This window comes from Streptomyces sp. Alt3 (assembly GCF_030719215.1).
GTDB classification, from domain to species: Bacteria; Actinomycetota; Actinomycetes; order Streptomycetales; family Streptomycetaceae; genus Streptomyces; species Streptomyces glycanivorans.
The window spans coordinates 2,914,810-2,933,659 of record NZ_CP120983.1 but is presented as its reverse complement, the minus strand read 5'-3'; the positions used below and the strand labels follow the sequence as shown (position 1 = coordinate 2,933,659).

General features: G+C 71.2%; 21 protein-coding genes. 12 read left to right on the top strand and 9 right to left on the bottom strand.

Going from position 1 to position 18,850, the window contains the following annotated elements; translation table 11 throughout:
- Position 1 precedes the first annotated feature (1 nt).
- Complete coding sequence (gene chcB / locus P8A20_RS12445) at positions 2–814, bottom strand: 2-cyclohexenylcarbonyl CoA isomerase (protein ID WP_187282188.1); 813 nt, start codon at positions 812–814, stop codon at positions 2–4.
- Between the two features lie 324 nt (positions 815–1,138).
- Between chcB and P8A20_RS12440 the strand changes: the two genes are divergently transcribed.
- The gene (locus tag P8A20_RS12440; RefSeq protein ID WP_003966491.1) at positions 1,139–1,306 is read left to right on the top strand and encodes a DUF3117 domain-containing protein; all 168 of its coding nucleotides are present in this window, start codon (positions 1,139–1,141) and stop codon (positions 1,304–1,306) included.
- Between the two features lie 120 nt (positions 1,307–1,426).
- Here P8A20_RS12440 and P8A20_RS12435 read toward each other — a convergent pair whose 3' ends face one another.
- Positions 1,427–2,092 (bottom strand): O-methyltransferase, encoded by a 666-nt coding sequence (locus P8A20_RS12435; protein WP_147959360.1) that lies wholly within the window; start codon positions 2,090–2,092, stop codon positions 1,427–1,429.
- 178 nt (positions 2,093–2,270) lie between these two features.
- Between P8A20_RS12435 and sigE the strand changes: the two genes are divergently transcribed.
- The 5 genes from sigE to P8A20_RS12410 all read left to right on the top strand — a co-directional run bounded on the left by sigE (position 2,271) and on the right by P8A20_RS12410 (position 7,278).
- Complete coding sequence (sigE, locus tag P8A20_RS12430) at positions 2,271–3,032, top strand: RNA polymerase sigma factor SigE (RefSeq protein WP_187282137.1); 762 nt, start codon at positions 2,271–2,273, stop codon at positions 3,030–3,032.
- The gene (locus tag P8A20_RS12425) at positions 3,029–3,964 is read left to right on the top strand and encodes an anti-sigma factor family protein (RefSeq protein ID WP_306103519.1); all 936 of its coding nucleotides are present in this window, start codon (positions 3,029–3,031) and stop codon (positions 3,962–3,964) included. Before sigE ends, P8A20_RS12425 begins: the two co-directional genes overlap by 4 nt.
- Positions 3,965–4,053: 89 nt before the next feature.
- The gene (locus P8A20_RS12420) at positions 4,054–5,880 is read left to right on the top strand and encodes a trypsin-like peptidase domain-containing protein (protein ID WP_306103518.1); all 1,827 of its coding nucleotides are present in this window, start codon (positions 4,054–4,056) and stop codon (positions 5,878–5,880) included.
- Between the two features lie 117 nt (positions 5,881–5,997).
- Positions 5,998–6,486 carry a sec-independent translocase gene (locus tag P8A20_RS12415; RefSeq protein WP_147959364.1) on the top strand — a complete coding sequence of 163 codons (489 nt, stop codon included), beginning with the start codon at positions 5,998–6,000 and terminating at the stop codon, positions 6,484–6,486.
- A 126-nt stretch (positions 6,487–6,612) separates the two neighbouring features.
- The gene (locus P8A20_RS12410) at positions 6,613–7,278 is read left to right on the top strand and encodes a hypothetical protein (protein WP_147959365.1); all 666 of its coding nucleotides are present in this window, start codon (positions 6,613–6,615) and stop codon (positions 7,276–7,278) included.
- 61 nt (positions 7,279–7,339) lie between these two features.
- Here the strand turns inward: P8A20_RS12410 and P8A20_RS12405 are convergent, their stop codons facing one another.
- The 3 genes from P8A20_RS12405 to P8A20_RS12395 are packed head-to-tail and all read right to left on the bottom strand — an operon-like array spanning position 7,340 to position 10,341.
- Entirely contained in the window at positions 7,340–8,473 is a 1,134-nt protein-coding gene (locus P8A20_RS12405) for an Mrp/NBP35 family ATP-binding protein (protein WP_147959366.1), read from the bottom strand.
- A 25-nt stretch (positions 8,474–8,498) separates the two neighbouring features.
- Complete coding sequence (locus P8A20_RS12400) at positions 8,499–9,077, bottom strand: DUF1003 domain-containing protein (protein ID WP_147959367.1); 579 nt, start codon at positions 9,075–9,077, stop codon at positions 8,499–8,501.
- Positions 9,067–10,341 carry a magnesium transporter MgtE N-terminal domain-containing protein gene (locus P8A20_RS12395; protein WP_147959368.1) on the bottom strand — a complete coding sequence of 425 codons (1,275 nt, stop codon included), beginning with the start codon at positions 10,339–10,341 and terminating at the stop codon, positions 9,067–9,069. Before P8A20_RS12395 ends, P8A20_RS12400 begins: the two co-directional genes overlap by 11 nt.
- 172 nt (positions 10,342–10,513) lie before the next feature.
- Here P8A20_RS12395 and P8A20_RS12390 point away from each other — a divergent pair, with 172 nt between their 5' ends.
- Positions 10,514–11,266, top strand: a complete 753-nt coding sequence (locus P8A20_RS12390; protein ID WP_147959369.1) for a hypothetical protein — start codon at positions 10,514–10,516, stop codon at positions 11,264–11,266.
- Between the two features lie 38 nt (positions 11,267–11,304).
- On the opposite strand, the gene P8A20_RS12385 is transcribed toward P8A20_RS12390, so the two are convergent.
- Positions 11,305–11,823, bottom strand: coding sequence for a hypothetical protein (locus P8A20_RS12385; RefSeq protein ID WP_147959370.1), 519 nt, complete (start codon positions 11,821–11,823; stop codon positions 11,305–11,307).
- Positions 11,824–11,835: 12 nt separating this feature from the next.
- Positions 11,836–12,951: a magnesium and cobalt transport protein CorA gene (locus P8A20_RS12380; protein ID WP_147959371.1), complete on the bottom strand. Its 1,116-nt coding sequence runs from the start codon at positions 12,949–12,951 to the stop codon at positions 11,836–11,838.
- 412 nt (positions 12,952–13,363) lie between these two features.
- Here P8A20_RS12380 and P8A20_RS12375 point away from each other — a divergent pair, with 412 nt between their 5' ends.
- The 4 genes from P8A20_RS12375 (at position 13,364) to P8A20_RS12360 (ending at position 16,528) form a co-directional block, all read left to right on the top strand.
- Positions 13,364–13,948, top strand: a complete 585-nt coding sequence (locus tag P8A20_RS12375; protein WP_147959372.1) for a suppressor of fused domain protein — start codon at positions 13,364–13,366, stop codon at positions 13,946–13,948.
- Between the two features lie 254 nt (positions 13,949–14,202).
- Positions 14,203–14,847, top strand: a complete 645-nt coding sequence (locus P8A20_RS12370; RefSeq protein WP_147959373.1) for a DUF6758 family protein — start codon at positions 14,203–14,205, stop codon at positions 14,845–14,847.
- A 97-nt stretch (positions 14,848–14,944) separates the two neighbouring features.
- Complete coding sequence (locus tag P8A20_RS12365; protein ID WP_147959374.1) at positions 14,945–15,811, top strand: PHP domain-containing protein; 867 nt, start codon at positions 14,945–14,947, stop codon at positions 15,809–15,811.
- Between the two features lie 111 nt (positions 15,812–15,922).
- The gene (locus P8A20_RS12360; protein WP_147959375.1) at positions 15,923–16,528 is read left to right on the top strand and encodes a MarC family protein; all 606 of its coding nucleotides are present in this window, start codon (positions 15,923–15,925) and stop codon (positions 16,526–16,528) included.
- Between the two features lie 111 nt (positions 16,529–16,639).
- Here the strand turns inward: P8A20_RS12360 and P8A20_RS12355 are convergent, their stop codons facing one another.
- Entirely contained in the window at positions 16,640–16,792 is a 153-nt protein-coding gene (locus P8A20_RS12355) for a DUF8834 family protein (protein WP_014154223.1), read from the bottom strand.
- 209 nt (positions 16,793–17,001) lie between these two features.
- Between P8A20_RS12355 and P8A20_RS12350 the strand changes: the two genes are divergently transcribed.
- Positions 17,002–17,913: an NYN domain-containing protein gene (locus P8A20_RS12350; RefSeq protein ID WP_147959376.1), complete on the top strand. Its 912-nt coding sequence runs from the start codon at positions 17,002–17,004 to the stop codon at positions 17,911–17,913.
- A 69-nt stretch (positions 17,914–17,982) separates the two neighbouring features.
- On the opposite strand, the gene P8A20_RS12345 is transcribed toward P8A20_RS12350, so the two are convergent.
- Positions 17,983–18,837, bottom strand: coding sequence for an alpha/beta fold hydrolase (locus tag P8A20_RS12345; protein WP_306103517.1), 855 nt, complete (start codon positions 18,835–18,837; stop codon positions 17,983–17,985).
- Positions 18,838–18,850 lie beyond the last annotated feature (13 nt).

The window sequence follows — 18,850 nt, the reverse complement described above, 5'->3', positions numbered from 1 at the left end:
GTCAGGCGCCGAGATACCTCGGCGGCCGCTTGGCGAGGAACGCCTCGACCGCGATCGTGTGGTCCCGGGACGCGCCCGCCCTCGTCTGGAGCTCGTCCTCCTTCTCCAGCGTCTCGGCGAGCGTGTGGCCGGCGCCGTACGCCATGGACGCCTTCAGGGCCGCGTATGCCACGGTCGGCCCCTCCGCCAGGGCCCGGGCCACGGCCTGGGCCTCCTTCGCCAGGTCGGCGGAGGGCACCACCTTGTTCGCGATGCCCAGCTCGTGTGCCTCCTGGGCGGTGATCGAGCGCGGGAAGAACAGCAGGTCGGCGGCGCGGCTCGCACCGATGAGCCGCGGCAGGGTCCAGGAGACGCCCGAGTCGGCCGTCAGCGCCACACCCGCGAAGGACGTGTTGAAGGCGGCGGAGTCGGCGACCACGCGGTAGTCGGCCGCGAGCGCGAAGCCGAAGCCCGCCCCCGCGGCGACACCGTTGACCCCCGCGACGACGGGCTTCTCCATCTCGGTGATGGCGCGGACGATCGGGTTGTAGTGCTCCCGCACCGTGCTCAGCGCGTTCCCGCCGTCCGCCTCACGGGCCTCGGAGAGCTTGGCGACGTGCTCCTTGAGGTCCTGGCCGACGCAGAAGGCGCGCCCGGTGGCCGTGAGCAGAACCGCCCGTACGGCGGGATCGTCGGCGACGGCCCGCAGGGCGTCGCGCAGCGCGACCTTCGCGGCGGTGTTCATGGCGTTCATCGCGCCGGGGCGATTGATCGTGATCGTCGCGAGCCCGTCGCTCACGTCCGTGAGCACCGGGTCAGCCGTGGTGTCGGCCAGGTCGGCCATTGCGGGATCTCCTTACGGGGCCGGCGTCGTTGCCTGTCCAGGCAAGCATGGCGGACTTCGGGCGGGCCGGACATGTGACCTGCGTCTAACGATTGGACCTCGGCTGAGGGGCGAAGGTGGCGCAGTATCGCAGCCGGATCGCCGAATTGGGTGGTTTTGGGAAAGCGAGTTGCGTAAGCGATGCCGACCGATGTTGGTCATCGGGGTCTCCGATGCGGGATAATGCGGAGGAAGCATTGTGTTCGACGCCGGTGAGGCAGCGCCTGTCATGGAGCCGCCGGTTGCGATGAGCTGGTTTCAGGAAGGGGAACGAGCATGGCGGCCATGAAGCCGCGGACGGGCGACGGCCCGCTCGAGGTGACAAAGGAGGGGCGGGGCATCGTCATGCGCGTTCCGCTCGAAGGCGGCGGTCGGCTTGTCGTCGAGCTGACTCCGGACGAGGCAGACGCACTCGGTGACGCGCTGAAGAAGGTCGTCGGCTGAGGCCGTAGCGCCCACACTTCACTGCTGCCCCGGCACGGATTCCGTGCCGGGGCAGCAGTGCGTCCGGGCCGGATTCCGGCGGACGGGACGGACCGGGTGCCGGTGGGCGGGCCCGGCGGCTCAGCCCCGTCGCACCGCGCACAGGAGGCCGTCGCCCACCGGCAGGAGTGTCGCCATGAGTTCCTGGCTCTCGCGCACGGCCCGCAGCAGTTCGCGCAGGCGCAGCACCTCGGCCGGCTGCGCGGCGGAGTCGATCGTGCGGCCGTCCGCGAAGACGCCCTCGAAGCAGACGAGGCCTCCCGGCCTGAGCAGACGCAACGATTCAGCGAGGTAGTCCAGGCTCTCCAGCCGGTCACCGTCGCAGAAGACGAGGTCGTACCCGCCGTCCGCGAGGCGCGGCAGCACGTCGAGGGCGCGCCCGGGGATGAAGCGGGCCCGATTCGTGGCGAAGCCGGCGGCACGGAAGGCCTCCCGGGCGAACTGCTGGCGCTCGGGTTCCGGGTCGACGGTGGTCAGTACGCCGTCCGGCCGCATGCCCTGGAGCAGATAGATGCCGGACACGCCGGTACCTGTGCCGATCTCGGCCACCGCTTTGGCGTCCGCGGTGGCAGCGAGCAGGCGCAGAGCCGCACCGGTGCCTGACGACACCGGGCGGAGCCCCGTCTCGTGGGCCCGGTCCCGGGCCCAGAGCAGAGCTTCTTCCTCGGCGACAAAGGCGTCGGCGAATGCCCAGCTCGTCTGCCGGTTGGCGGTAATGACCCTCTCCTGACCCCGTAGTTGGCGCAACGGTGACTGTATCCGCTGCACCCGGGAACCCGCAGATGGGACCGGGCGTTATGAAGGGGCGAGGGAGAACACGCGGACCGGGCCCTGCGGCCGGGTCCGGAATGTTCCTCTTGCTCCCGGGGACACCGGGGCACCAGCAGGTAAAAAGGCTTATCCGGAGCTAACGGGCGAGGTGGCTATGGTAGGGGCTCCACTGGACACCACCAGAGCCGATAGGGGAGGTGCGGCTGCGCCTGTGGATCGGAGAGGTGCGCTGCGGCGTCTTCTCAGGTCGGCTGGTGAGCCGAAATCCGTGACCGACATTGCTGACCGTTCTTCCAACGCTTCCGCACCGACCGCGACCTTCGCCTCAGATGCGGATTCCCAGGCGTGGACCCCGCCCTCATGGGAAGAGATCGTCAGCACGCACAGCGCCCGCGTGTACCGCCTCGCCTACCGGCTGACGGGCAACCAGCACGACGCCGAGGACCTCACCCAGGAGGTCTTCGTCCGCGTCTTCCGGTCGCTGTCGACCTACACCCCCGGCACCTTCGAGGGCTGGCTGCACAGGATCACGACGAATCTCTTCCTGGACATGGTCCGCCGCAAGCAGCGGATCCGTTTCGACTCCCTCGGTGACGACGCGGCCGAGCGGCTGCCGAGCCGTGAGCCCTCCCCGCAGCAGGTCTTCAACGACACGCACTTCGACGCGGACGTGCAGCAGGCGCTGGACACCCTCGCGCCCGAGTTCCGTGCCGCGGTCGTGCTCTGCGACATCGAGGGTCTCTCGTACGAGGAGATCGCCGCCACACTCGGCGTCAAGCTCGGGACGGTGCGCAGCCGCATCCACCGCGGCCGCTCGCACCTGCGCAAGGCGCTCAAGCACCGTTCGCCCGAGGCCCGTGCCGAGCAGCGTTCCCTTGCGGACGCGGTCCTCGCGGGGGAGGGCGGAGCGGCGTGAGTGGCGCAGGTGCGACCCCCGCCGAACAGCATCTGGGGGACCGGCTCGCCGCGCTCGTCGACGGCGAGCTCAAACACGACGCCCGGGAGCGGGTCCTGGCCCATCTGGCGACCTGCGCCCGGTGCAAGGCCGAGGCCGACTCCCAGCGGCGGCTGAAGAGCGCCTTCGCGACCTCCGCGGCCCCCTCGCCCTCGGAGGGGTTCCTCGCCCGCCTGCAGGGCCTTCCCGGCGGTGGCGACGACGGCCCCCCGGACGCCGGACGGCGCTTCGGCGACGGGGGCTTCCCCGTACTGCAACCCGGCGTGCCGACCGACCGGGCTCGTTCGCCGCTGGACGGCTTCGGATACCTCCCCACCGCCCACGGCTCGACCGCAGTGCTCCCCGGCGACGCGTCCGGGTCCGGCTTCCGCATCCATGACGTGGCGCGGGACGCCGACCGTTCGCCCTGGCGCGCGAGGCGCTTCGCCTTCGTCGCGGCCAGCGCCGTCTCGCTCGCGGCCATCGCCCTGGGAGGCTCGCTCCCGCTCGACTACGGACCCGAGCCGCCGCTCAGTGCCGAGGGCGCGGGCAGCAACGCCACCCCGCTCGCAGCCGACGAACGGACGGGCGGTTCCACCGCCGCGGCCAGCCGCAGTGGTGGCGGCGCCCTCGCGTTCGGAGAGAACCGGGATGCCCGGCCGACGGCCGCGCCGTCCTCGTCCGTCCGGTCCGTGTCCGCCTCCGCGCCCACGCTGCTGAACACCACGGTGCTCACCGGGGGCACGTTCGCCTTCCCCGTGCTCAACGTGGCCGTGCCGCCGCTGATACGCCCGACGGACGCCGGCCCGCTGTACTCGGCGGCGGTCGGCGGGGGCGCGGACCCTAAGCCGTCCGCGACGGCCTCCGCCCCGCCGCTCCACGACCGCGCGACGCCCCTCACCCCGCTGCGCTGACCGGGACCCTGCACGCCGATTCGCAAACCTGGTTGAATTCCGGGAGGGACGCCTCTGTGGGGCGTCCATGGGCCAGTTGCGGGGAGAGCATGGACGACGGGAAGCCCAGCGGGCCGAAGACGAAGTGGTGGAGCCGTCCCTCCACGGACCGGAACCGTCAGGCCGGGCCGGAGGACGGGGCGGCCGCCACCGCCGACGTCGCGGACGCTCCGGGGACGGCGCCGGCCGTTCCCGGCGGGTCCACCGCGTCCCGGTCCGGGGAGCGGCCCCCGCGGACGACACCGGACGGCGACTACACGCCCGCGCCGCCCGCCGCCCCCGTGCCGCCCGTCGCCGAACGGGGCACGCACGCGCCGGCGGCCCCCGAGGTGGCCTCCGCGCCGCCCGTCGCCGAGCCGCACACCCACCGCGCGCAGCCGCTGCACGCGCCCGACGAGTACAGCACCCCGCCCTACGGCGGTCCGGGGCCGTGGGCGCCCGCGCCGCCTGTGCAGCGCCCGGTGGCGACCCCCGCCCACGGGACGCCCGTACCGCCGCCGTACGCCGGTACGGACGGCCACGGCACGGCCGCTCCGCTCGCCGCGACCGGCCCCGCGCCCGCCGGGATCGGCGGGGAACAGCGTGGCGAGGCCTGGGCTTCGCCGCCCCCGCCGCACACCGTGCCGCAGCAGCACCCGGCTCCCCAGCCCCCCGGGCAGACCCCGCAGCAGACCTCCCAGTGGCTGCGTTACGACCCGTGGGGCGCGCCGGGGCAGCCGTTGAGCCACCCCGGCCCCGGCCAGGGCGCGGACGACATCCGGCCGCGCAAGGCCCGTCGGGGGACCGTCCTCGTCGGCGCGGCGCTGCTCGCCCTTCTCGCCGGGGGGATAGGCGGCGGAGTCGGTGCCTATGTCGAGCGCAACGGCGGCCTGACCACGCTCGAACTGCCGCAGTCCGGCCGGGACGCCGGCGGGCGGGCACCCGACAGCGTCGCCGGTATCGCCGCCAGCGCACTGCCCAGCGTGGTCACCCTGCACGTGAACGGCTCCGCCGAATCCGGCACGGGCACCGGTTTCGTCCTCGACGACAAGGGCCACATCCTCACCAACAACCACGTGGTCGCCCCCGCGGGCTCGAACGGCGACATCACCGTCACCTTCAGCGGCGGGGAGAGCGCGGCGGCCGAGATCGTCGGCAAGGACAGCGGCTACGACCTGGCCGTCGTCAAGGTGACGGGCGTCTCCGGTCTCACACCACTTCCCCTCGGCAACTCCGACAACGTGCAGGTGGGCGACCCGGTGGTGGCGATCGGCGCGCCCTTCGACCTGTCCAACACGGTCACCTCCGGCATCATCAGCGCCAAGCAGCGCCCCATCACCGCGGGCGGCGAGAAGGGTGACGGCACCGACGTCAGTTACGTCGACGCCCTGCAGACCGACGCCCCGATCAACCCGGGCAACTCCGGCGGCCCCCTGGTCGACGCCGAGGCCCGCGTCATCGGCATCAACAGCGCGATCCGCGCCGCCGACAGCGGATCAGGCCTCGACGGCGGCCAGTCCGGTTCCATCGGCCTGGGCTTCGCGATACCGATCAACCAGGGCAAGCGGGTCGCCGAGGAACTGATCAGCACCGGCAAGGCCACCCACCCCGTGATCGGCGTCACGCTCGACATGGAGTTCACCGGCGACGGGGCGAAGGTCGGCGGCAAGGCGGCCGACGGCGCGGCCGCGGTGACCGAGGGGGGCCCGGCCGACAAGGCGGGCATCAGGTCCGGCGACATCATCACCGAGGTGGAGGGCCGGCGCGTGCACAGCGGTGAGGAACTGATCGTCAAGATCCGCGCCCACCGGCCCGGTGACCGGCTGGATCTCGTCCTGACCCGCGGTGGCAAGGACCTGTCCATGACGTTGACCCTGGGTTCGGCCAGTGGCACCTGACGGCCACCGGCAGGTACCGCACGGACAGCTTCGCCGGGTACCGTGGAGCGGTCCGGGCCCCTGACCTGGCGGCGGAGACCACGCGGAGTAGACGCAGAGAACACGAGGAGCAGCAAGGTGTTCAATGACATAGGCGCACTCGAGCTGCTGACGCTCGTGGTTCTCGCCGTGCTCGTATTCGGCCCGGAGAAGCTCCCGAAGGTCATCCAGGACGTCACGCGCACCATCCGCAAGATCCGTGAGTTCTCCGACAGCGCCAAGGAGGACATCCGCTCGGAGCTCGGACCGCAGTTCAAGGACTTCGAGTTCGAGGACCTCAACCCCAAGACGTTCGTCCGCAAGCAGCTCATGGACGGCAACGACGACCTGGGGCTCAAGGAGATCCGCGAGAGCTTCGACCTGCGCAAGGAGATGGCCGAGGTCACCGACGCGGTGAACGGCCGCGAGAGCGCCCCCGCCGCCGCTGCGGCCGGTGCCGCCGCCACGCCCGACCTTCTGAAGAAGTCGACGCCCGACCTCCTCGAGAAGTCCACGCCCGATCTCCTGAAGAAGCCCGCGCAGCCGGTCAGGGACGATCGCCCGCCCTTCGACGCAGACGCCACCTGAGACCCGTCAATCCCGACTCGTCCGGACGGTATGGCTATTCTCCATCTGTCCGGTTGCGAGGTTGCCCATGCCCACGGGGGGAGGGCCGCTCCGGATCAGTGAAAGATCGAGGAGGCGGCCGGGCAGATGGAGACGACGAGTCGGGTAGGGGCGGACGGTGCGCCCAGCGCGGACACCGCAGAGGGGGTGCCGGCGACCCGGCGTACTGTCGACGGCTATCTCAAGGCGCCGTTCCCCTGGTACGGGCTGGACGAGGCCTTCACGGGCCGGCGCTGGCTGATGCACGTCACCGCCGCGGCGGACGACACGGTGCAGCACGGTTCCACCGGGCACGGCGAGGAGCCCGTCGTACGGGCCGACGCCGGGGCGGAGAAGGCGCGCTTCGCGGTGGTCGTGACCGTGGGCAGCAGTCCGGTGCGGGACAGCGACGACGGTACGGGGGTGCTGGACGCCACCACGGTGTCGTCGGCGGCCTGGCTGGCGGGCTCGGGCCTGCTGGACTGCACGTGGCCCCCGCAGATGGACCACACGCTGCGTGGCGAATGGCTGAACCAGCAGACGGAAACCGCGTTCGAACTCGCGGACGACCTGGGCCGGGCGCCCTGGTCGACGCTGTCCCTCCCGGTGGACGGCGTCCCGGTGGACTTCCACTACAGGGAGTCCGAGTTCGGCTGGGTCCTCGCGGGCTCGGCGCCCGACGGGGTACACATCGGCGCGTACGGGCGCGGAATGAGCGCCTACGGTCTGGGCTTCGCGGTGATCGGCGACATCGCGTCGTACGACGAGAGCTGAGCGGCACGCGTACGGGCGGTGGGCGGCTCTCCGAGGAGGCCGCCCACCGCCCGTCGCACGCTCAGAACTTGTTGCGCGGGGTGAGACCCAGCGACATGCCGGACAGACCGCGCTGACGGCCGCTCAGCTTCTCCGCGATGGAGCGCAGCGCGGAGCCCGCGGGGGAGTCCGGGTCGGACAGGACGACGGGCTTGCCCTCGTCGCCGCCCTCGCGCAGGCGTACGTCGATCGGGATGGACCCCAGCACCGGGACCTCGGCGCCGACCGTCTTCGTCAGCCCGTCGGCGACCCGCTGCCCACCGCCCGAACCGAAGACGTCGACCATCTCGTCGCAGTGCGGGCACGGCATGCCCGACATGTTCTCGACGACACCGACGATCTTCTGGTGGGTCTGCACGGCGATCGAGCCGGCCCGCTCCGCCACCTCGGCGGCGGCCTGCTGCGGGGTGGTGACGACCAGGATCTCGGCGTTCGGGACGAGCTGCGCCACGGAGATCGCGATGTCCCCGGTGCCCGGCGGCAGGTCGAGGAGCAGGACGTCCAGGTCGCCCCAGTACACGTCGGCGAGGAACTGCTGCAGCGCGCGGTGGAGCATGGGACCGCGCCACACCACCGGGGCGTTGCCCGGGGTGAACATGCCGATGGAGATCACCTTCACGCCGTGCGCCGACGGCGGCATGATCATGTTCTCGACCTGGGTCGGCTTGCCGTCGGCGCCGAGCATCCGGGGCACGCTGTGCCCGTAGATGTCCGCGTCGACCACACCGACCTTCAGCCCGTCGGCGGCCATCGCCGCCGCGAGGTTGACCGTCACCGAGGACTTGCCGACGCCGCCCTTGCCGGACGCCACCGCGTAGACCCGGGTCAGCGAGCCGGGCTTGGCGAACGGCACCTCGCGCTCCGCGGTGCCGCCGCGCAGCGACGCGGCGAGCTCCTTGCGCTGCTCGTCGCTCATCACGTCGAGCGTGACCTCGACCCGCGACACGCCCTCGACACGGGCCACCGCGTCGGTCACGTTCTTGGTGATCGTCTCGCGCATCGGGCAGCCGGAGACCGTGAGATACACGGTGACAGCGACCACACCGTCAGGGTCGATCTCGACCGACTTCACCATGCCGAGCTCGGTGATCGGCCGGTGGATCTCCGGGTCGTTCACTGTCGCCAGCGCTTCGCGCACCGCGTCTTCCGTAGCCATACCGACGATGGTACGGCGCGGGTGCCTACGGGCGGGTAGCCCCTCCCCGGTCGCCTTCGTCACTCTCGGCCTGGGAGAAGAGCCGGCGCTCCTCCAGATCCTTCACCATGGCCTCCAGCTCCGAGCGGATCCAGTCCCGGGTGGCGACCTCACCGAGGCCCATCCGCAGCGCGGCGATCTCCCGGCTGAGGAACTCGGTGTCCGCGATCGAGCGCTCGTTCTGCTTGCGGTCCTGCTCGTGGGTCACCCGGTCGCGGTCGTCCTGCCTGTTCTGCGCGAGGAGGATCAGCGGGGCGGCGTAGGAGGCCTGGAGGGAGAGCATCAGGGTCAGGAAGATGAAGGGGTACTCGTCGAACCGCAGCTGCTCCGGTGCGAAGATGTTCCACACCACCCAGACGATGATGATCAGCGTCATCCAGACGATGAACCGTCCGGTGCCCAGGAACCGGGCGATACGTTCGGAGAAGCGGCCGAACGCCTCGGGGTCGTACTCGGGCAGCAGCCGTCGCCTCGGCGCCTTGGGCAGGTCGAGCCGGGGCCGCGGCGGGCGCACGATGCCCGACGCACCCGTCGCCACGGCCCTCGAACGGTCCTCAGCGGCCACCGGCGATCCCCTCCTCGCCCTGGAAGTCCGTCTCGCGCCAGTCCTCGGGCAGCAGGTGGTCGAGCACGTCGTCGACGGTCACAGCGCCCAGCAGCGACCCGCTCTCGTCCACCACGGGCACCGAGACCAGGTTGTACGCGGCCAGATAGCTGGTCACGGCCGGCAGGGGGGTCTCCGGAGTCAGCGGCACGAGATCGCTGTCGACGATCGAGCTGACCAGGGTGAACGGCGGATCCCGCAGCAGCCGCTGGAAGTGCACGGTACCCAGGTACTTGCCGGTCGGCGTCTCGTCCGGCGACCGGCACACGTACACCTGCGCGGCCAGCGCGGGCGAGAGGTCCTGCTGACGGACCCTGGCCAGCGCGTCGGCGACGGTGGCGTCGGGCCGCAGGATGATCGGCTCGGTCGTCATCAGCCCGCCCGCGGTCCGCTCCTCGTACGACAGCAGGCGCCGTACGTCGGCGGCGTCGTCCGGCCGCATCAGGGCCAGCAGCCGCTCCTTGTCGGCCTCGGGCAGCTCCGAGAGCAGGTCGGCCGCGTCGTCCGGGTCCATCGCCTCCAGGACGTCCGCGGCGCGGTCCTCCGCCAGCTTGCCGAGGATCTCCACCTGGTCGTCACCCGGGAGCTCCTCCAGGACGTCCGCGAGACGGTCGTCGTCGAGGGCCGCGGCGACCTCGGCCCGGCGTTTGGGCGTCAGGTGGTGCAGAGCGTTGGCGACATCGGTGGGGCGCAGCCGTTCGAAGGTCGCCACCAGGTTCTCGGCGCCCTGACCGTGCTCCTCCAGCGAGAAGCCGCTGATCGCCGACCATTCCACGGTCAGCGTCTCGCCCTTGCGGCGAAGGGCTCCGCCTCGGCCCTTGCGCACGAAGAACTTGTCGATCTCCCAGTCGCGGCGGGCCGGGAGCTGCTGGATGGCGACGTCGAGGACGGTCACCTCCTCGTCCGTCTCCACGAGACGCACCCGCCGGTCGAGGAACTCGCCGAGGACGAGTCGCTCGGTCGGGCGCTGCTCGAAGCGCCGCATGTTGACCACACCGGTGGTGATGACCTGCCCCGACTCGACCCCCGTCACCCGGGTCATCGGCACGAAGATGCGCCGCCTGCTGACGACCTCGACGACCATGCCGAGCAGCCGTGGCGGCTTGCCGCCGACCCTGAGCATCGCCACCAGGTCACGGACCCGGCCCACCTGGTCGCCGTTGGGGTCGAACACCGGTACGCCGGCGAGGTGCGAGACGAAAACCCTGGGAGTGCCTGCAGCCATCCTGTGCGCCTCCCTCCGTCCCTCACGTGCTCCTTCGCAGTGATCAGGCTAGCCCGTACCGGTCCGTGCCGCCCTGGCGGACCGTCCGTACGGAGCTCTGCCGAACGGCGTACGCGGCACGGGTACGCTGCGGTCTGCCAACCCCGACACACAGATGAGAGGCAGTGCGCCCGTGACCTCATCCGCCCCGGCCGTCCGGGCCCGTCGCCGGACCGCTTTCGCCGTGGTGCTCTGCGCGGGGCTGACCGTCGCGCTCACGGCCTGCGCCGGAGAGGACCCGGACAAGGGGACCAACGGCGTCGGCAAGCTGACGGCAGAACAGATCGACAAGAAGGCGCGGGCCGCCGCCGATGCCGCGGAAGCCGTGCGGCTGACGGGCAAACTGGTCAGCAAGGGCGGGACGTACACCCTGAACATGCAGCTCAGCGGCAAGGGCGGCACGGGGTCTGTCACCTCGAAGCAGAACACCTTCGAGCTGCTGCGCATCGGCGACGAACTCTTCCTCAAGGCCGACGCGGGCTTCTGGAAGAACGAGCAGGGCGACGACGGGAGCGAGCAGGCCGCCGACAAGCTCGAAGGCAAGTACGTCAAGGTTCCCGAGGACGACCCGACCTATCAGCAGCTGCGCGGCTTCACGGAGAAGGACACGCTCCTCGACGGGATGCTCACGCTGCACGGAAAGGTCAACAAGGGCGACCGGGGCACGGTCGGCGGAGTCCGTACCGTGCAGATCATGGGCGGAAAGGGTGAGGGCGGAGCCCTGGACATCTCCCTGAAGGGCACCCCGTATCCACTGCGTGTCGCCCGTGGCGGGGGAGGCGGGACGGTCTCCCTCGCCGACTGGGGCCATGCCTTCGAGCTGGAGGCGCCGACCGAGGACGACACGGTCGACTACGGCGGCGAGCTGCCCAAGTCCTCCGGCTGACGGCCGGCCGGCTCCTCACGCCGTCCGGCGGGACGGCGTCAGCGCCTTCCGCGGCGCTTCAGCAGCAGCCGGGGGAGCGCGGCGGGGGCCGTCCGCCGTGTGGTCGCCCCGGTGGGCAGGGGTGCGACCGCCAGTGAGCCGTCGGGAAGGTCGGTGCTCGACGCGCCGGGCGTCAGCCGTACGACCCGGCACTCACGGGCCCAGCGCTCCGTCAGCTGCTCCGCGTCCGGGGCGTTCAGCCGCTTGCCCTTGAGCTCGGCGACCGCCGCCTCCCACTCCTCGGAACGCGGCTCCAGCACGGTGACGGCGGCCGTCCAGGCCACGAGCCTGCCGCCCTTGTCCTTGCTGCGCACGGTCACCTCGGCGGCGGCGCCCTCGTCCAGCCCGGCGGGGAGCGGCTGCTCGCCGGGGCCGTCCCCCACGAGCAGGGCCGCACCCTCGTGCCACACGTGCCACAGCGCACGGGAGGGGCCGCTGCCTCGCACCCAGATCAGGCCGGACTTCTTGGTGGCCTCCTCGACGAGAGCCCGGGCAAGCAACACGTCAGCAGCAGTCATGCCCGAACTCTATTAGAGCCAGCCGTTGCGCTTGAGGGTGCGGTGGATGGAGAAGCAGACGACGCCGATGAGGGCCAGCACCATCGGATAGCCGTACGTCCACCGAAGTTCGGGCATGTGCTTGAAGTTCATGCCGTAGACCCCGCAGATCATCGTCGGCACGGCGATGATCGCCGCCCAGGAGGTGATCTTGCGCATGTCCTCGTTCTGCGTGACGGTGGCCTGCGCCAGGTTGGCCTGGAGGATCGAGTTGAGCAGCTCGTCGAAACCGATGACCTCCTCGTGCACCCGGGCGAGGTGGTCGGCCACGTCGCGGAAGTACTTCTGGATGTCGGGGTCGATCAGCCGCATGGGGCGCTCGCTCAGCAGCTGCATCGGCCGCAGCAGCGGCGACACGGCGCGCTTGAACTCCAGCACCTCGCGCTTCAGCTGGTAGATGCGGCCCGCGTCCGAACCGCGCGTACCACCCTTCGCCGGGGTGGAGAACACGTCGATCTCGACCTCGTCGATGTCGTCCTGGACCGAGGCCGCCACCGCGATGTAGCCGTCGACCACGTGGTCCGCGATGGAGTGCAGCACCGCGGACGGCCCCTTGGCGAGCAGCTCCGGGTCCTCCTGGAGACGGTGGCGCAGGGCGCGCAGTGAGCCCTGCCCGCCGTGCCGGACGGTGATCACGAAGTCCCGGCCGGTGAAGCACATCACCTCACCGGTCTCGACGACCTCGCTGGTCGCGGTCAGTTCGGCGTGCTCCACGTAGTGGATCGTCTTGAAGACGGTGAACAGCGTGTCGTCGTACCGCTCCAGCTTCGGCCGCTGGTGGGCGTGGACCGCGTCCTCCACCGCGAGCGGGTGGAGGCCGAACTCCCGGGCGATACCGGCGAACTCCTCCTCGGTCGGCTCGTGCAGACCGATCCAGGCGAAGCCGCCCTCCTCCCGTACGCGCAGCATCGCCTCGCGCGGCGTCAGGCAGGAGACCTCGGTGACGCGGCGTCCGTCCCGGTAGACGGCGCAGTCGACGACGGCGCTGGAGGCGGAGGGGTCACGGGTCGCGTCGTAGCTGTTGTACGGGGTGTTGCTCTTGCGCAGGGACGGGCGCACGGCGGCGCGCAGGTCACGGATCATCGACATGGCTGGCTCCTCTTCACGGAGGGCCGTCGGCGGGCACGTGGAACAGCCCGGAATGGGGACGTGCGCTCACGTCCGCAAAGCGGGCGGCACCGCGGGAGCACGATGACGGCGTTCGCTACAGACAGGCAAAAACGAGGGGCTCTTCCGCTGCGCGAACTGCCGTGCTGACGTCCGGGAAGGGTGTCAGATCACAGAAGGAAGGCGTCGCGCGGAAGGGCGGTTGGTACTGCGCGGTCGACTCGGATCCACCGCAGCCCCACCTCCTCCGGCCGGTCCCCCGTGGGGGATCACGTGGTGTCAGGACTGAGAGCGACGCTTCTGCGTGCTGTCCCGACCGACGCCTCAGGCTATCAGCCACGTGAGGAGTCAATCCCTTCCTTTGCCCGTTCCGGACGCGTTCTATGCTCGCTGCATGGGAGAAATTCTTGATCTGGTCGAAACCCGGCTCCGCACGGCTCTGGGGGAGCCGGACGCCCGCGCGGATGTGACCTTCCTCGGCACGGACCGCATCGAGGTGCTCCGCTTCATCGACGGCGACGTCGTGCGCTACGCGACGCTCGGCATGTCCGCCCAGCCGATGGCCGACCCGACCTCGCCCCTCGCCGACCCCGTCAAGGGCCCGCGCGCCGAACTGGTCCTGTCCGTGAGGCTGGGGCTCGCCGACACAGACCAGGTGCTGCGGCCCCTCGCGGTGCTGGCGGCCTCCCCGCAGGTCGAGGGCCTGATCGTGGCCCCCGGGGCGTCGCTGGACCTGGGGCAGCCGCTGTGGACGGGGGCCCCCTTCAGCTCCGTCCTGGTCGCCGAGCCGGGCGGGCTCGTCGAGGACCTGGAACTGGACGCCCCCATGGACCCGGTGTGCTTCCTCCCCCTGCTTCCCATGACGCACAACGAGGCCGCCTGGAAGCGGGTCAGGGGTGCGCAGGAGCTCCAGGAGCGCTGGCTCGCGCAGGGCACGGACCTGCGCGACCCGCTGCGCGCGTCCGTGCCGCTGGACTGACGCACCGGATACGGCAGGCCCCGCCGCGCGGTGAGGGGAGAGCCGCGGGCGAGGTCCGGGACGGCCGGGTCGGCCGACGAGGACGGTGACGCCGTCCTCCGTGGCGTGGCGCGGCTCCAGCTCCTCCGCTCCTCACAGAATGAGTTGGACGCCCTGATGAGTGTGAGATGCATTTACTTGTCGGGGCCGACACCGGACTGTGGGCGGGTGATCGTCCTTGACGAGGCGACGACCGAAGAGGACCGTTAAGCGTTATGAGGGGCGAACCCAGTTGCCCGAAGTGCGGTGGCCGGGTCAGGGCGCCCGGCCTCTTCGCCGATGCCTGGCAGTGCTCCACGCACGGTCAGGTGCACCCGATGCAGCCGGTGGTCCCACCCAGCGTCGAGGCGCTGGGTGTGGTGGTGCACCGGGCCCGGGTGCCGGTGTGGATGCCCTGGCCGCTCCCGGTGGGCTGGCTCTTCACGGGCGCGGCGTACGCGGGTGACGACCGCAGCGGCGGCCGGGCCACCGTCGTCGCCTGCTCAGGCCCGGGGCCGCTCGGGGGGATGGCCGAACTGCTGCTCGTCGCCGAGGAACTGGGGGTCGGTCTCGGCGCGCGGTACGCCGGCATCGACGGTCCCGATCCCGGCTCCGGCCTGCGTGTCGACGCGGCACCGGACGCCAAGGTCCTCGCGGCGGGACGTCCCACCGCGCTCTGGCACGTCAAGGACGCGCCCGCGGACCGGGCCGTCTTCGCGGGCGAGGCGCGTGGGCTGTGGCTCTGGGCGATCGTCTGGCCCGAGCAGTCCGGTCTCCTGATGTACGACGAGCTGGTGCTGACCGATCTGCGCGACGCCGGCGGCGAGGTGGACCTCCTGCCGTGCGGAGCGCTCACCCCCCGCCTGATCACACCGCCCTGACCTGGCCTGCGCCGCGGGGACGGAGGGCCGGAAGGGTGGCGCCCGGCGGTTATCCTTGAGCGTCCCCTGTCCGTCCGCCAGCACTGGAGTACGCGTCGTGCGCATCGATCTGCACACCCACTCCACCGCTTCCGACGGCACGGACACCCCCGCCGAGCTGGTGGCCAACGCCGCCGCGGCGGGCCTGGACGTCGTCGCCCTGACCGATCACGACACGGTCGGCGGTCACGCGGAAGCCGCTGCCGCCCTGCCCGAAGGCCTCACCCTCGTCACGGGCGCCGAGCTCTCCTGCCAGGTCGACGGTGTCAGCCTGCACATGCTGGCCTACCTCTTCGACCCGGCCGAGCCCGAACTGGCCCGGGAGCGCGAGCTCGTGCGGGACGACCGGGTTCCCCGGGCGCAGGCCATGGTGCTCAGGCTCCAGGAGCTGGGCGTCCCGATCACCTGGGAGCAGGTCGCCCGGATCGCCGGGAACGGGTCCGTCGGCCGCCCGCACGTCGCGACCGCGCTCGTGGAGCTGGGGGTCGTCGACTCGGTCTCCGACGCATTCACCTCGGCCTGGCTCGGCAACGGCGGGCGCGCGTACGCCGGCAAGCACGAACTCGACCCCTTCGACGCGGTCCGGCTGGTCAAGGCCGCGGGCGGCGTCACCGTCTTCGCCCACCCGCTCGCCGTCAAGCGAGGGGCAGTGGTCCCCGAAGCCGTGATCGCCCGACTCGCCGAGGCGGGCCTGGACGGCATCGAGGTCGACCACATGGACCACGACGAGTCCACGAGGGCCCGGCTGCGTGGGCTCGCCGCCGATCTGGGGCTGCTGACCACCGGGTCCAGCGACTACCACGGCAGCCGCAAGACCGTCCGCCTCGGGGAGTACACCACCGACCCCGAGATCTACGGCGAGATCACCCGGCGCGCCACGGGGGCGTTCCCCGTGCCGGGCGCCGGCGGACCGCTCCCCGCGTAACGGGGCCCGCCCCTCCTTTTTCCTGTCGCGTCACCGTGTGCCCGGGTGTCCCCGTGGTGTGCCGGCACACGCATCCTCCTGTTCGGCCCCTCTCCTCTCGCAAGGCTCACCGTGTTCGACATCGCTGTCTTCGGATCCCTTTTTCTCACCCTTTTTGTGATTATGGATCCGCCCGGAATCACCCCGATCTTCCTGGCCCTCACCGCGGGCCGCCCCGCCAAGGTGCAGCGCAGGATGGCCCTGCAGGCCGTGGCGGTCGCCTTCGGCGTGATCGCCGTCTTCGGTCTGCTCGGCCAGCAGATCCTGGACTACCTGCACGTCTCCGTACCCGCGCTGATGATCGCGGGAGGTCTCCTCCTGCTGCTCATCGCGCTGGATCTGCTGACCGGCAAGACGGACGAGCCGACGCAGACCAAGGACGTCAACGTGGCGCTCGTGCCGCTCGGCATGCCGCTGCTCGCCGGCCCCGGCGCGATCGTCTCGGTGATCCTCGCGGTGCAGAACGCCGACGGCACCTCCGGCCAGATCTCGGTCTGGTCGGCGATCGTCGCCATGCACCTCGTGCTCTGGGTGACCATGAGGTACTCGCTGCTGATCATCCGCGTGATCAAGGACGGCGGCGTGGTCCTGGTGACCCGGCTCGCCGGGATGATGCTCTCGGCCATCGCGGTGCAGCAGATCATCAACGGCGTCACCCAGGTCATCCAGAACTCCTGAGACCCGGGGGTCCGGACACCACAGCGCCCCCGCACGGGTCTTCCGTGCGGGGGCGCCTCGTCTTCAGCTCGTCATCCGCTCGAAATCAGCGACACGAAGCGATGCAAGGTGTTACGAAGCCGACGTGTCGGCCGGCCGGATGTAGATGCGCTGGCCCATTGCCGCGGCCTGCTGCACGATCCGGTTGACGGAGGCGGCGTCCACGACGGTGCTGTCCACGGCGGTACCGTCGACGTCGTCGAGTCGCATGATCTCGAAGCGCATATGGCTTCCCTTCGTCTGATCCTCCTGCTGGAGAACTACTGGGAGGACGGTCTGGCCGTCCGCAAGGATGGGAGCGCAAGACGCCTGCGCCTCGCGCTCCACAAGGGGTACAACGGCTTGCCCAGCGCAAACATTCCCTACGCTAAGGAAATTTTTTGGATGTCTAAGTACCCGTCGGTAATCAGCCATGCGCGGACAATGAGGTCCGCATGAGTCACGCGGACGCGGGGCCGGACGAAGGATCCGGGATCCGTGAGCAGCTGGACCGCACCAACGAGCTGCTCCTGCGGGTGCTCGCCGAGGTGTCGAAGACCCCCTCCACCCACGCGATCTTCGTGGACGCGGGCTACGTCTACGCGGCGGCCGGGCTGCTCGTGACCGGCACGGAGGACCGCCGGTCCTTCGACCTGGACGCCGAAGGGCTGATCGAGGCCTTCATCGACAAGGCCCGCACGATCTTCGCCGACAGCCGGCTGCTGCGCGTGTACTGGTACGACGGGGCCAGACGCCGGATCCACACCGTCGAGCAGCAGTCCATCGCCGAACTCCCCGACGTCAAGGTCAGGCTCGGCAACCTCAACGCCAACAACCAGCAGAAGGGCGTCGACTCACTCATCCGCACCGACCTCGAATCGCTCGCCCGGCACCGCGCCATCAGCGACGCCGCGCTCGTCGGCGGTGACGAGGACCTGGTCTCCGCCGTCGAAGCGGCCCAGGGCTACGGCGCCCGTGTGCACCTCTGGGGCATCGAGGCGGGAGAGGGCCGCAACCAGGCCGAGCCGCTGCTGTGGGAGGTCGACAGCCAGCGCACCTTCGACCTCGACTTCTGCCGTCCGTACGTGACCAGGCGCTCCGTCACCATGTACGAGGACGACAGCCCCGCCCCCGCACGCGAGGACGTCCGCTTCGTCGGTGCGCAGATCGCAGCCGGCTGGCTCTCCTCACGCGGCAGGGAGGCCCTCGCCGACCTGCTGCCCGGGCACCCGTACCTCCCCGGCTCCGTCGACCAGGACCTGCTCGTCGAGGCCGAACGCCTCCTCCAGCACTCGCTGCGCGGCCACGCCCATCTGCGCCGGGCGCTGCGCGACGGGTTCTGGCAGCACCTGCAGGCGCAGTACTGACGACGAGGCCCCAGGGCCTGCCAGGGGGAACGCCGGACGCCGTTCCGGCGGCCCGTGCCGGGGGGAACGTCAGACGCCGTTCCAGAACGAGACCAGGGCTGCCGCGGTCTCCACCGGCCGGGCCGTGTTGGGGGAGTGCTCGGCGCCCTCGATCACGGTGCGCCGGGCGCCCAGCCGCTCCGCCATGCCGTCCAGCAGGGGCACCGGCCAGACGTCGTCCCGCTCGCCCGAGACCACGTGCACGGGAAGGGCCAGCGCGGCGAGCTCGGCCACCCGGTCCGGCTCGGACGACAACTGCGCACCGGTGGCGATGAGCTGGGCCGGGTCGTGGCGCATCCAGCGGCGGCGCAGGTCCTCGCCGTCCCCCGTGTCCGCGTCCTCGGGCGGGTCCATCGCGCGCATCATCCGCCACACCTCGGCCATGGTCCAGCGGCCGAGCGCGTCGCTGAGCAGGCGTGCCTTCTTCTGCTGGGCGGGGTCGATCTCGGCGGGACCGGACGACATCAGGGTCAGCGAGCGGAAGGGCGCGGCGTCCCGCAGCACCGCCGCGCGGGCGATCTGCCCGCCCAGGGAATGCCCCAGCAGATGGATTCCGCCGGGCGCCGCGTCACCGTCGACCGCCGCGGCCTGCGCCAGCACGTCACGGGCCAACTCCTCCTGCGCGTAGCTCTCCTGGCGGCCCGCCCCGTCGGTCTCGTACTGCCCGCGGCCGTCGACGGACAGCACGCGGAACCCGGCCTCGGCGAGGGGTTCGAGCATCGCGACGAAGTCCTCCTTGCTGCCGGTGTACCCGGGCAGCAGAAGGGCGGTGGAGTGCGCGCCGTCAGCCGGCGCGGCGTCCAGCACGGCGAAGTCCCCGCGCTCGGTACGCAGTACGCGGGCACGGGCGCAGGGGGGCGGGGTGAAAGTGGGCGGCCGGCTCATGGGGCCGAGCGTA

Coding starts and splice junctions, on each gene's coding strand:
- P8A20_RS12385 (WP_147959370.1), bottom strand. CDS start 11,823: ATGACTGCTGCTGACGTGTTGCTTGCCCGGGCTCTCGTCGAGGAGGCC.
- P8A20_RS12375 (WP_147959372.1), top strand. CDS start 13,364: ATGGGAGAAATTCTTGATCTGGTCGAAACCCGGCTCCGCACGGCTCTG.
- P8A20_RS12405 (WP_147959366.1), bottom strand. CDS start 8,473: ATGGCTACGGAAGACGCGGTGCGCGAAGCGCTGGCGACAGTGAACGAC.
- P8A20_RS12380 (WP_147959371.1), bottom strand. CDS start 12,951: ATGTCGATGATCCGTGACCTGCGCGCCGCCGTGCGCCCGTCCCTGCGC.
- P8A20_RS12345 (WP_306103517.1), bottom strand. CDS start 18,837: ATGAGCCGGCCGCCCACTTTCACCCCGCCCCCCTGCGCCCGTGCCCGC.
- P8A20_RS12370 (WP_147959373.1), top strand. CDS start 14,203: ATGAGGGGCGAACCCAGTTGCCCGAAGTGCGGTGGCCGGGTCAGGGCG.
- P8A20_RS12420 (WP_306103518.1), top strand. CDS start 4,054: ATGGACGACGGGAAGCCCAGCGGGCCGAAGACGAAGTGGTGGAGCCGT.
- P8A20_RS12355 (WP_014154223.1), bottom strand. CDS start 16,792: ATGCGCTTCGAGATCATGCGACTCGACGACGTCGACGGTACCGCCGTG.
- sigE (WP_187282137.1), top strand. CDS start 2,271: ATGGTAGGGGCTCCACTGGACACCACCAGAGCCGATAGGGGAGGTGCG.
- P8A20_RS12350 (WP_147959376.1), top strand. CDS start 17,002: ATGAGTCACGCGGACGCGGGGCCGGACGAAGGATCCGGGATCCGTGAG.
- P8A20_RS12410 (WP_147959365.1), top strand. CDS start 6,613: ATGGAGACGACGAGTCGGGTAGGGGCGGACGGTGCGCCCAGCGCGGAC.
- P8A20_RS12440 (WP_003966491.1), top strand. CDS start 1,139: ATGGCGGCCATGAAGCCGCGGACGGGCGACGGCCCGCTCGAGGTGACA.
- P8A20_RS12395 (WP_147959368.1), bottom strand. CDS start 10,341: ATGGCTGCAGGCACTCCCAGGGTTTTCGTCTCGCACCTCGCCGGCGTA.